Origin of the sequence: Gordonia tangerina, from assembly GCF_021556435.1 — a bacterium.
Taxonomy (GTDB): domain Bacteria; phylum Actinomycetota; class Actinomycetes; order Mycobacteriales; family Mycobacteriaceae; genus Gordonia; species Gordonia tangerina.
Window position 1 is genome coordinate 1 of sequence record NZ_JAKGCU010000046.1, and the last position, 11,841, is coordinate 11,841.

Genomic DNA, 11,841 nt, shown 5'->3' on the forward strand with positions numbered 1-11,841 from the left:
GCGCTTCACATGCCATCCGGGTGGCCCGGTCCTTGAGTTCCTCACTGTACTTGCGTGGTGCTGCCATGCTCTCCATCCTTCACAGGTTCGAGAGCCTCCGACAGACCCGGGGCGGTTCAACTGTAGCCAGGACGGAAGGAAGAGAGCTGCACATTCGAGGGAGCTCGCCGCCCTCCCCTCCAATCCTGTGAGAACAGTGCTGCCGGTGACCGTTATGGTTCAGCCGCTGTGTACGAGCCTGATGCTGCAGCGCCGCGACTGGTGGGCGGGCAATCCGCTCGGCCTGACCCTCGCGGTCAAGCCGGTCCTTGCGGTGTTGTTTTCCTGTCGCTACTGAACCGGCAGTGGAAGGCCGAGCGTTTGCAGTTCCAGCCCTGTTGACCGTCGCAGCCTGACCGCTGGCGGTGGATCGCCGAACGTGGTCGCGTACCTCGCAGAGTTGGCGGCGCGCAGAACGGAGACGCGTGCGGCGTCAGTCTGACCGCGTGAAGTTGGCGAAGAAGTCATCGATTGTTGATACGTCGGCATAACGTCGAAAGTGAGCAACGTCGACCTTGACGAAAACACCGCTAGAGGTGAAGTACGTTTGCTCATCGAACGATCCGGCGGCCGCGATGTGCAGTAGGCGATCCGACTCGTGGTCAATCCAGGCAGTGAGACGTATGGGAGTGTGCAGCGGGACCGGCCGGCGGTATTCGACGGTCAGGGTGCGGGTCACCGCGGGGGTCCGCGCGATCCACAGGGTGAAACCCATGATGTCGTCGCAGGCGGCCGAGATCGCGCCACCGTGCGCCAACCCGGGCGCGCCGAGGTGTTTCTCGTCGAAGGTGTGATCGGCGTACACCCGCTCGCCGCTCCGGTAGACCTCAAGTTGAAGTCCGTGGGGGTTGCTGCTTCCGCAGCCCATGCACTGGGACGAGTGTGCCGGCAGTCTTGCTTCGGGGGTCATCTCTGATCGTTGTCCTTAACTCAGCCCGCCACCTACGCAACAGGGTGCGGGGGGATCGATGAGGTGTGGGAACCGGTCCCGAACACGGTCTGTGCTCACCACTATAGGTAATACTGCCAGTACCTGATACTGTCCATTACGCACACGCGAATGGAGTGGCGCACACCACGCGCACTAGGGGGGGAGATGGCCATCACCACCGGCACAGGCGTCAACCGTCTGCTAGACGGCGCTGCCACTTTTGGTAACACCGTCGGCTTGGCTGGTCAGGCCCTGCGGTGGGTAGCAGTAGACATTGCTACAGGACGATTTCCGTTTCGCGAAGCCGTATCGCAGACCTGGTTCGTCATCGTCGTGACAACTCTGCCGGCGATTCTCGTAGCTGTGCCATTCGGTGTCATCGTGTCAGTACAGGTGGGTAGCCTCACTCAGCAAGTTGGGGCCACGTCAATAGCTGGCGCCGCTGGTGGCCTCGGGATTATTCAACAGGGAGCGCCCATCGTTACCGCCCTCCTACTCGGGGGCGCGGCCGGATCAGCGATTGCCTCTGATTTGGGTGCTCGAACGATTCGCGAAGAAATTGCTGCCATGGAGACACTCGGACTCAATCCGATCAGGCGAGTCGTAGCGCCCCGGTTCGTATCTGTGTTGATCACCGCGCCGCTGCTCTGCATGCTAATCGTCTTCACCGGGCTGCTGGCGGGCTACGCCATCAGCGTCGACGTCCAAGGCATCACACCAGGCAGCTACGTCGCCTCGTTCGCTTCGTTCGCATCGATAACAGACATCGTTGTCGCTCTATGCAAATCGCTTGTGTTCGGACTTGTAGTGGTGACGATTGCTTGTCACCGCGGCCTGTCGACGAAAGGCGGCCCTAAAGGCGTCGCAACCTCAGTAAATGCCACCGTAGTACTGGGCGTCGTCGCATGCTTCGTGATCAATGTCTTTATCACGCAATTAACAACCATGTTCGTCCCCCAAACTATTGGATGAGAAACGCCTCGTGACCACCGTTCCCTCCCGGAGGTTCTCCGCCGCCACCCGCCCTGTCGAAGCCGTGATCGCGCCAGTTGTACACGTACCTGAACGCTTGGGGCACGTCGCGACCTTTGTGATCGCCGCGGTCCTCGGCATCCGCCATGTGATCACCACCTACCGACGCCAAACCCTGCTCTACATACAAGAATTCGCCTGGGGTAGAGGTGCAGTCTTGGTCGGTGGTGGAACGGCCATCGTCCTCGCCATCCTCGGCATCGCCGTCGGCGCCTCAATCGGTATCCAGGGTTACGCCTCTCTGGACCTCGTAGGGATGGGTTCACTGACGGGGTTCATCTCTTCCTATGCCAACACCCGAGAGCTTGCGCCAATGATCGCGGCGATCGGGTTCGCAGCACAAGCCGGCTGCCGGTTGACAGCTGAGATCGGCTCGATGCGCATTTCCGAGGAGATCGACGCTCTCGAGGCTATGGCGGTACGTCCTATTCCATTCGTCGTCAGCACTCGCGTAGTTGCGTCGATCACGACCGTGATTCCTTTGTACATCGTCGCGCTTATTCTCGGATTCGGGGCCGCCAAACTCGTCGTCACACAAGTTCACGGCCAATCCGGCGGCACTTACGATTTCTATTTCGACCAGTTCCTCAAACCTCAGGATCTTGCCTTCTCGCTTATCAAAGTTCTTGTATTTGTCATTTCTGTAGTGATTATCCATAGCTATCAGGGCTACTTCGCCACAGGCGGAGCTGAGGGGGTGGGTCGAGCGTCCGGTCGAGCGATCCGCACGAGCCTCATAGTCATCGTCGTGGAGGACATGATCTTGACCCTTCTGATGTGGGGATTCGATTCCGGCGTACGGATTTCAGGGTAGGGGGTTCAGTGGCTGTCTTTCATGATCCGTCCGGACGCGAGCCGTCGCACGGGAACCTGGCCCTTCGGGGGGTCGCCCTATTGATCCTCGGCGCGATAGCTGCCTACTTACTGATAAGTGACGCTAACGGCGACTTCAGCGATCACACGTCGTTGACCATCAACACCGACGCGATAGGCGACGGATTGAAGGGGGGATCGGATGTGAAGTACCTTGGGTTCACCGTGGGGGAGGTCTCGAGCATCGCGGTTCGAGACCGTGGCGCGGCGGTCAAAATCAACCTCACCGGTTCCGGTAACGACCTAGTTCTCCGGCAGGGCATGACGGTGAACTACACCTCGTCAAACGCATTGGGACCAACTGCACTGGAGATCGTAGATCCTGGACAAGGACCACCCATCGGTTCCGGCGGGAGTGTCTACGTGAGCAGGTTGCAATCTGAACAGACCTCGGTGTCAACGCTTGTTCGCAAGATCTCCACGCTGGTCGAGGCACTGGACCAGCCCTCATTTGAAGCGGTAGTGAGGTTCATCGTTGAGGACTCGCAGGCAATGGCTGATAGCGGAAGACTCGTTCTCCAGATTGCGCAACTCACGCGAGATGTCCAGAAACGGCCGGTCGGGGAGGACCTAGGAATTGCGGCTAACCTGTCCACCGGAGTCGCCGACTTCATGACGCCGTTTGTCCCTGGCGTCTTGAAGAACGTCGATATCGCTGACTTTTTCGCCACCCAACAAAACATCGACCGCACGAAGAGTAATCTCGGCGACACGGGAAAGGTTCTTTTCGGTGGGCTCGGCGGCCTGCTCGATAAGAATTACCCAGCCCTGAGTTCGCTGTTAGACGTCGGCCTTGACCTAGCGCGGCCCGTCGCCAGATCCGCCTCGGGGCTAGTTCGCACGGTGTACACGATCCCGCAGATCCTCGATGGCATCGACAAAGCCTTGCCGAAATTCAACGAACGGGTCCAGCTCCAGCTAGCACTGGTGGTCCAGACGTCGCCTGCCCTACAAGGCGCATTGAGAATGGGGGGTGCCACGCGATGACTCTGAGGTCGCTAACACCCACAATCATTAAAATCGTCGCTTTCATCGCTCTCATCGGAGTCCTTTCATATGTCATCATCGCGATTCTGCAGCCGACCAACGAAGGGTCACCCAGTTCGCAGCGTTCCGCGGTGTTTGCCGACGCTTCCGGACTCAAGCCCCGCGACGGGGTACGACTCGCTGGAGTGAAAGTGGGATATGTAACGGCTGTCGATCTCGAGGGCTCAACAGCGATCGTCCGTTTCCAACTGGATGACGGTGTCGCGATTACCCCCGCGACGACTGCCGCTGTGCGTTACCAAAATCTGCTGGGGCAGCGGTATGTGGAACTCATCAATGCCGGACAAGGCGCCGACCAGGACTCGATCACACAGGTGGCACTCGAGAAGACCGTCCCGTCCTTCGACGTATCGACACTATTCAACAGTTTCAAACCAGTATTCGATACATTGAATACTGCGGAAATCAACGAGCTTCAGTCGAACCTTCTACGGGTTGCCCAGGGAGACGGTCGAGGTATCGCACCAGTCATGAAGCAAGTCGCGAACATCACTGATTACGGGAACCAGCGTTCAGAGATCATCACCAATATTGTGACGAGCCTGGGGCAGGTGTCCGACCAGTTGATGGGGCGCTCCGCTGAACTGGTTGAGTTGATAGACAAATTGGGGTCAATCGTCGATGCGTTCAGCCGCGTGAGCGATCGACTGCGGGCCTCGCTGCGAGAGGTCAACCGTTCGATGGCAAAGACTGTACTCGCCGGTGAGCAGATCGAGTCGACCTACGACACCAGCTTCGCGGCTATCTTTCAGAGATTAGTGCGGGAGCCAGGGGATACAGAAGGCCTACTGAATGGTGCCGTTCTCCTGAAGCCGCTCCTGGACGCCCTGGCCGCAACATCCAACGCGACTCCCCCGCCCTCGGCGGCAGGGTGTGCCCGAGGGGTGCTCGACCTACCGAGAACAGTGCAGATCGCCCTGATGGGTCAACGACTGGTGGTGTGCCAGTGACCCGTTTCTTCGGCAAGCGTCCGCATCACCGCCCGCAGCGTCGGCGGGACCTCATCCTGGCGGGGGTCGTAACGATGGTCACGGTGGCCGGTCTCGTCGCCGCCGGAGCTGTGTATATCTCGCCGCCCGGACAAACTATCTACAGCGCGGAGTTAGTCAATACCGGCGGATTGGAAGCTGGCGACCAGGTACGTATCGCCGGGATCAGGAAAGGCAAGGTAGCGTCGGTCGACCTGACCGGAACGTTCATCACCGTGCGGTTCCGGCTGGATGACTCGATTGCCGTTCGGTCGGACGCGACGGCGAACGTCCGTCTCCTCACCCCTATCGGTGGACGTGTATTGGACCTCGACCCAGGTTCAGGCCCGTCGGCCATTGACGGCGCGATCCCACTGGTGCAGACAGGCAGCACCTATGATATTTCCAGCACCCTGGAGACATCTACACCGGTGTTCCGTGACGTGCGTGGTGTTGATCTACGGCGCACGGCGGCGTTGCTACAGGATGCCTTTTCCGACGGAAACACCAATATCCCTGATGCCCTGCAAAACGCGAGCAGCCTGATGGACTTGCTGGAGCGTCAGTACGCACAACTCGACAAGACGGTGGCTTTGTCCGACGAGTATGTCGCTGCCCTCGCAAACCGCAAGCAGGTACTCGTGGACTTCCTACGCCAGCTCAGCTTCCTTGCCCGCACCCTTGGACCAGACATCGCCAACGTCCAGAGCGGGTTCGATTATCTACGTCGTCTTTTTAAGTTGCTGACCCGGCCGCTTGTCGCGTACCGCGACGGTATAGAACCATCGGTACAGCAGTTTAAGATCCTTCTAAACAAGGTGTCGGCCCAGATGCCCGCCTACCAAGACGCGCTGGCCCAGGTCGATCAGATCACCAGAAGACTGAGCATTCTCCTCAATGCTCCGCAGGTCGGACCTGCGAGTCCTGAACCGACCGTCCGCGTCTGTATCCCGATTGGTGATAACAAATGTTGACGGAGCGGATGCGTCGGCATCTGATCCCGATCGCCACCATTGTCACACTGGCAGTAGTGATCGGCGGCGTCGGAATCGACTATGCGACAGCCGACGACGACACGCGATCACTATGTGCGGAGTTTTCTGACGCATCAGGTCTGTACGAAGGCAATTCCGTCGCGATGCTCGGCAAGAAGGTGGGCAGGGTCGTAGGCATTCACGAGGAGGGACAGAAAGGTGTGCGTGTCGATATGCGGATCGACAAGACCGTGCCGCTTCCCGCAGATGTGGGTGCGACCCTGGTGTCCACCTCGATTGTCACCGAAAGACAAATCGAGTTCACCCATCCCTATCGTGGCGGAGAATATTACAAGTCGGCTGAGTGTATCCCACTGGAAAAGACCAGGACTCCACTGGGGATTAGTCAAACGCTCGACGCGATCAGCACTCTTTCAGACGAACTCGTCAAGGACGACGGACGTAACACGGATGCGATTCTTCAGGCACTTACACTCGTCTCGAAAAACATGGAAGGGACCCAGGGTGATATATCCGGCATTCTCCAGGACTCGGCCACGCTAATCAACGATCCGACCCGGCGTGATAGCCAGATACGCAGGATTGTAGCCAATCTCGCCACCTTAACCGGTGTTGCCACCGAAAACAGTACTGAGGTGACCCAGCTATTCGACAACTTCGTAGGCGCAATTGAGGTGATTGTTGCTTTCGGTCAAACATTCGGCGCCGCAACAGAGTACGCAGGCACCTTCGTCCCTATCCTGTCGCGCCTATCGTCTGACTTCGGGCCACCTATTTTCTCACTTGGAGATGCTGCGGTTCCCCTCCTCTCGCAAGCGGGCAAGCAAGAAAACATACTTGCGTCCGTCGCCGCTCGAACAGCTGACCTCATCGTTGAGCATCCAGATGCGAAGTCGATCCTGCGGGCATTCGCAATATCTGTACCACTGCAGGCCCTCAAGAACGCGTGCGCTCCTCCTTCCGTCAAGGACGTTTGCGCGACGGGTAACGAAGCGGCGACGATCGCCAACTTGATCGGAGGGCAACCTCGATGATGATCTACGGCTACCTTCGTCGTGTCACGGCCGCGATCGTGACGCTGTTCGTAGCGACTATCGCCCTCGCCGCCTGCAGCATCAGTGCTGACAACCCGCCGACCATCGGTGGATCATCCGCCCGAGACGGCTACGACATCGAGATCGAGTTCACGAGTGCTCTGAACTTGCCTGCCCGTGCCAAAGTCCTCTCTCGAGGGATTGACGTCGGTGCCGTCACCAGCGTCGCTTACGACGGAGGCCACGCGCTGGTTGCTGCCCGAATTGATAAAGACGCCCAGCTGCCGGAAGATTCGCGCGCGGAACTCCGCCAAGACACTCTCCTGGGCGAGATTTATGTGGCCATCCTTCCCCCTGCACAGCAGTCCACCCAAGGCTTGCTGCGCGCGGGATCGGTAATACCTCTCTCACGCACCGAACCGGCTGCCAACGTCGAGGACGTGATGCGGGGTATGGCTAACGTATTGGGCGGGGGTGAACTCGATAAAATCCATACCGCGATATCGACGCTGAACTCGACTTTTCCGAGTGACCCCGCCCAGTTCGATGCGCTCTACCGCACGACCTTGCGCACCGTGTCTGAGGTGTCTGCCAACACCGACAAACTCGACGTAATCCTGCAGTCAGCCGATCGCACACTCAAAGTGATCCTGGCCGACCCGTCAGGTACAGACCGAATGTTGACCAAGGGGGGAGTGAACTTTTATGGTCTGGGCTACTCGCTAATTGACGTAGCGCTACTCATCGCTAATCTGCGCGACTTCGCGGTATCCGCAGGCCGTATCGTCGACCCTGAGTATTCCCGCATCAAGGAAACGGTGGGCGCGATCGCGCCAGTGGTCGCGTCCATCGCGTACTCGGACATCTACTCCAAGGATGTTTCCGACAAGGCGGCTCGTGTAATACGCGAAAGGCTCATCCCATTCGTCAGCTCGCCAGATATCAACGTCTCCGATGTGTCTATCGATGGCCGAGAACTGGCGCGGCGTGATGCCGAGTCGTTCATAACCGTCTTGCGAGCGATCGGAATGATGCCATGATCCGCAGCACCCTCGTATCGCTGGTTGCCCTTGTCCTCGTTCTCCTCGTCGGAGCGACATACTTGATCATCGACGTGGCACGGGTAAACCCGTTCCGCACCGACTACGCGATCTCGGCCATACTCGAGAGCTCGGGCGGCCTTCTAGACACATCACCGGTAATGTTAGAGGGGGTGCCGGTGGGAAAAGTGACATCTATTCGCGTCACAGGTAATCAGCTCGCCGTCGACATGTCCATCGACTCCGACTATAAGATTCCTCGCGGCAGTGTCATGACGATTCAGAACCTCTCGGTCGCGGGAGAACAATACATCAATTTCATCCCACCGGGCACAACCACCAGTGAGTACTTGCGTAGTGGGGACCTAGTGCCCGCCGGCGCCATCCGCGTGTCGCAATCCGTTCCCCAGGTGCTCCCGAAAATGTCGGCAGTGGCGGACGCGCTCGATCCAGCATCGATTCAGTCCATCAACGAAACGATCTCGGCGGCAGTCGACGGCCGGCAAAAGGACCTCGACACGATCGGAGACATGATGCACCGCCTCGTGGACTTCGTCGGTGACGACGGTGCCGTCCGTACCACTGCGGACAATGCCGAGTTCCTCCTGGGCCTTATGTCGAACGTGGGCGGTGTGCTCAGCACCGCGTCGGTCCGGACCCCGGATGCCGTCGACGGTTTGGCGAGGATCCAACGTGCGTTCATCGTTTTCACTTCTACGTCCTACGACAAATGGCCACCGATCCTGAAGCTAGTGGAAAAGCTCAGCGGCTACATCCAGATACTCCAGCCCGATATTGTCGCCATTACCCGCGCGGTGAAGCCGGCGACGGCGAAAGTCGCAGACACATACATCGACTTCGGATCGATCGGTGATCTTCTGGCTCGAACATTCCCAGCGTCACATCGGGGGCAGGCGCAGATTCCGATCGCCGTCACGCCATCACCTCGCTGACGCCCGATGGATACCTCCTACACCAGCATTCACAGAAGGCAGCAAATGACGGCACAAGACAACGGACCAGAATCCAAGGACAGCAGCGCTGAGGATAAGCTGACTGCGGCTTCCGACAAAGCAGATCGCAGCGACGCCACTGGTGCTACAGAATCTGCGACGTCCCAAGACGGTCCCGCCCCGGACGAGGCAAGCCCCCCGACGTCCGATGCCAGGCACCGATGGAGATCAGCACGCGTCCAGGCGGTGGCCGCCGGCGCTTTCGTGGTGGCACTCGCGGTGCTGGCCGGCCTCTTTGCTTACCTCTACATTGACATGAGGGAAGCAAAGACGTCCGCGGAGAACGCTGCCACACAACGAGCGCAGGCAGCGCAGGCAGCATCGGACTACACCACAAAGTCGCTCACCTACAGCTACCAAAACACCGGCGCATTCTTTACCGAAGTGAAAGAGAATGCCAGCGATGCGTTGGTCAAGCGATACGACGATGTCGAACCCACCCTGACCCAAATCATGGAACAGGCCAAGGTCCAAGCGTCGGGACGCGTACTGGCGACCAGTGTCACCGGCAGCGCCAGCGAGAACCGGGGGGAATACACGGTGCTGGTCTTCGCCACCCAGAAGACCCAGAATGTTCAGAACCCTCAGCCGAGCGAACTCCCCACACTGTTGAAAGTAGTCGTGCTGAAGACCGAGAACGGCTGGCAGATCCAGGATTACGGACCTGCCGAATGATCCAGCGTCCGCCGCGAAAGGAGAATTTGATGAAAAGCACCATGCAGGAGGTGCCGATGACAGTGTCATCGATACTGCGTCACGTCGCAACCAATCATACTGATAGGCAGGTGATTACTTATTCCGCGAGCGACTCTGCCCGGTACGCAACCTACGGCGATCTCGAAGAGCGATGCGCACGTCTGGCGAATGCTCTGCGCCGGGTCGGCGTGGTCGGCGACGACCGCGTGGCAACCATGCTGTGGAACAACCAGGAGCACCTCGAAGCGTACGCTGCGGTACCCGCGATGGGCGCGGTGCTGCATACGCTGAACATCCGGTTGTCACCGGCTCAGCTGCAGTTCATCGCGAACCACGCCGAAGACAAGGTCATCATTGTGGACGGGTCGCTGGTGCCGTTGTTGGCGGCGGTCTTACCGGGCTTGGCGACGGTTCGGGTTGTGTTCGTTACCGGCGACGGCGACACCTCCCCGCTCGACGGCCACGGCGTGACCGTGATGCGATACCATGACGCGCTCGCAGCAGAATCACCAATGTTCTCTTGGGTCGATCCCGACGAGCGGTCGGCTGCGGGTATGTGTTACACGAGCGGCACTACAGGCGATCCCAAGGGGGTCGTCTACAGTCATCGCTCGGTGTTTCTGCACTCCATTGCAGCGTGTACTGGTAACGCTCTGGCGATCGCAGAAGCCGATCGTGTACTTCCCGTCGTGCCGATGTTTCATGCCAGCGCCTGGGGTCTGCCCTACGCGTCGCTGATGGCCGGCGCGGACTTGCTCATGCCTGATCGATACCTTCAAGCGGCGCCGCTCGCCGACTTGATCCAACAGCATCGCCCCACGAAGGCAGGAGCAGTACCGACAATCTGGAACGATCTTCTTCAGTACGGTATCGCGAATCCGGGTGTCGACTTGTCATCAATCGACCTTGTCGCCTGTGGTGGAGCTCCTGTCCCGCAGTCGTTGATCGAAGGGTTTGCGGACCGCTTCGGCGTACAGATTATCCAGGCGTGGGGCATGACTGAGACGTCCCCGCTTGCAGCGGTAAGTCGGCCTCCCGCCGGGATCAGCCCCACAAAGGAAATGTCGTACCGCAAGCGACAGGGACGGGCAATTTGCGGGGTGGAGATGCGCCTCATCGACGAGGGCGGCCTGCCGGTTCCCCGTGACGACAAGTCCGTCGGCGAACTCGAAGTGCGGGGTCCGTGGGTCACAGGCAGCTACTACCGGCTCGAGGACGCCGAGAGGTTTCGGGATGGCTGGTTGCGGACCGGAGACGTGGGACACATCAGCCCGGACGGGTACCTGACGCTGACCGACAGGTCCAAGGACGTCATCAAGTCAGGGGGCGAATGGATCTCGTCAGTGGAGCTCGAGAACTGGATCATGTCGCACCCAGATGTCGCCGAGGCCGCGGTTGTCGCGATGCCCGACCCCCGGTGGCAGGAAACAGCTCTCGCCGTGGTGGTTCCGGTACCGGGTCGCAAGGTGTCGGCTGACACGCTTCACGAGTGGTGCCTAAGAAATTGCCCGGAGGAGATCCCACACTGGTGGATCCCGAAGAACTGGACGTTCGTGGAGCAGGTACCGCGTACGAGCGTGGGCAAGTTCGATAAGAAGGTGTTACGCGCGAAGCATGAGCAGGGCGAGCTGCCGGTTGTATCGAATTAGCGCCGCTATAGGGCGCAAGTGTGCCCACCGAACGTCGTCAGCGTTCGGTGGGCACACTTCTATAGAAGCAATGCATTTGCCGATGGGGACTGCTGCACGGATAGGTGACAGTTTGGGTGTCATGCCGCGGCAGCGGCGGTGTTGATCATTGCTTCGAACTCGACAGGCGTCAACCGACCGAGGCGGGCTTGCCGGCGCCGGCGGCGGTAGGTCCGTTCGATCCAGGTGACGATCGCGATCCGAAGCTGCTCGCGGGTGTCCCAGCGTTGGCGGTCGAGCACGTTGCGTTGCAGGAGTGCGAAGAAACTCTCCATCGCTGCGTTGTCCCCGCACGCTCCGACTTTGCCCATCGACCCCGTGAGTCCATGAGTGTTCAAGGCGTGTACGAATTTTCGCGATCGGAATTGGGCGCGTTCAATCGGTCGATGCAACACTGGGTTGTTGTAGCGAGTGTAGTTGTTCGCCAAAGACTTCGGCGGGAGTTTTCCATCCAAGGACTTTTCTAGGACGGTTGTTGAGGGTGT

At 59.3% G+C, this 11,841-nt stretch carries 12 protein-coding genes and 1 pseudogene; 11 read left to right on the plus strand and 2 right to left on the minus strand.

Translation table 11 applies throughout. The features are described from left to right. Positions 1–205 precede the first annotated feature (205 nt). Positions 206–337: a hypothetical protein gene (locus tag L1892_RS24775; protein ID WP_257881396.1), complete on the plus strand. Its 132-nt coding sequence runs from the start codon at positions 206–208 to the stop codon at positions 335–337. 135 nt (positions 338–472) lie between these two features. Here L1892_RS24775 and L1892_RS24140 read toward each other — a convergent pair whose 3' ends face one another. Then, positions 473–949, minus strand: a complete 477-nt coding sequence (locus L1892_RS24140) for a PaaI family thioesterase (RefSeq protein WP_004023289.1) — start codon at positions 947–949, stop codon at positions 473–475. Positions 950–1,135: 186 nt separating this feature from the next. On the opposite strand from L1892_RS24140, the gene L1892_RS24145 reads away from it, so the two are divergent. Genes L1892_RS24145 through L1892_RS24190 form a run of 10 tightly spaced genes read left to right on the plus strand, consistent with a single transcriptional unit; the run spans position 1,136 to position 11,317 of the window. After that, entirely contained in the window at positions 1,136–1,942 is an 807-nt protein-coding gene (locus L1892_RS24145; RefSeq protein ID WP_014928962.1) for an MlaE family ABC transporter permease, read from the plus strand. A 10-nt stretch (positions 1,943–1,952) separates the two neighbouring features. Next, a complete protein-coding gene (locus tag L1892_RS24150) occupies positions 1,953–2,816 on the plus strand; it encodes an ABC transporter permease (protein ID WP_014928961.1) in 864 nt (287 codons plus the stop codon). A gap of 8 nt (positions 2,817–2,824) precedes the next feature. Beyond that, the gene (locus L1892_RS24155; protein WP_004023292.1) at positions 2,825–3,862 is read left to right on the plus strand and encodes an MlaD family protein; all 1,038 of its coding nucleotides are present in this window, start codon (positions 2,825–2,827) and stop codon (positions 3,860–3,862) included. After that, a complete protein-coding gene (locus L1892_RS24160; RefSeq protein WP_004023293.1) occupies positions 3,859–4,872 on the plus strand; it encodes an MlaD family protein in 1,014 nt (337 codons plus the stop codon). The genes L1892_RS24155 and L1892_RS24160 overlap by 4 nt, the downstream gene beginning before the upstream one ends. Then, complete coding sequence (locus L1892_RS24165) at positions 4,869–5,864, plus strand: MlaD family protein (protein ID WP_004023294.1); 996 nt, start codon at positions 4,869–4,871, stop codon at positions 5,862–5,864. The genes L1892_RS24160 and L1892_RS24165 overlap by 4 nt, the downstream gene beginning before the upstream one ends. Then, entirely contained in the window at positions 5,858–6,919 is a 1,062-nt protein-coding gene (locus tag L1892_RS24170; RefSeq protein WP_004023295.1) for an MlaD family protein, read from the plus strand. The genes L1892_RS24165 and L1892_RS24170 overlap by 7 nt, the downstream gene beginning before the upstream one ends. After that, the gene (locus L1892_RS24175) at positions 6,916–7,959 is read left to right on the plus strand and encodes an MlaD family protein (protein WP_004023296.1); all 1,044 of its coding nucleotides are present in this window, start codon (positions 6,916–6,918) and stop codon (positions 7,957–7,959) included. Before L1892_RS24170 ends, L1892_RS24175 begins: the two co-directional genes overlap by 4 nt. Then, entirely contained in the window at positions 7,956–8,912 is a 957-nt protein-coding gene (locus L1892_RS24180) for an MlaD family protein (RefSeq protein ID WP_004023297.1), read from the plus strand. Before L1892_RS24175 ends, L1892_RS24180 begins: the two co-directional genes overlap by 4 nt. Positions 8,913–8,918: 6 nt before the next feature. Next, positions 8,919–9,647 carry a hypothetical protein gene (locus tag L1892_RS24185; RefSeq protein WP_223258800.1) on the plus strand — a complete coding sequence of 243 codons (729 nt, stop codon included), beginning with the start codon at positions 8,919–8,921 and terminating at the stop codon, positions 9,645–9,647. A 29-nt stretch (positions 9,648–9,676) separates the two neighbouring features. Further along, a complete protein-coding gene (locus tag L1892_RS24190; protein ID WP_014928958.1) occupies positions 9,677–11,317 on the plus strand; it encodes a long-chain fatty acid--CoA ligase in 1,641 nt (546 codons plus the stop codon). A 119-nt stretch (positions 11,318–11,436) separates the two neighbouring features. Here L1892_RS24190 and L1892_RS24195 read toward each other — a convergent pair. Beyond that, positions 11,437–11,727: pseudogene (locus L1892_RS24195) on the minus strand (integrase core domain-containing protein); the annotation flags it as partial. Positions 11,728–11,841: the final 114 nt, after the last annotated feature.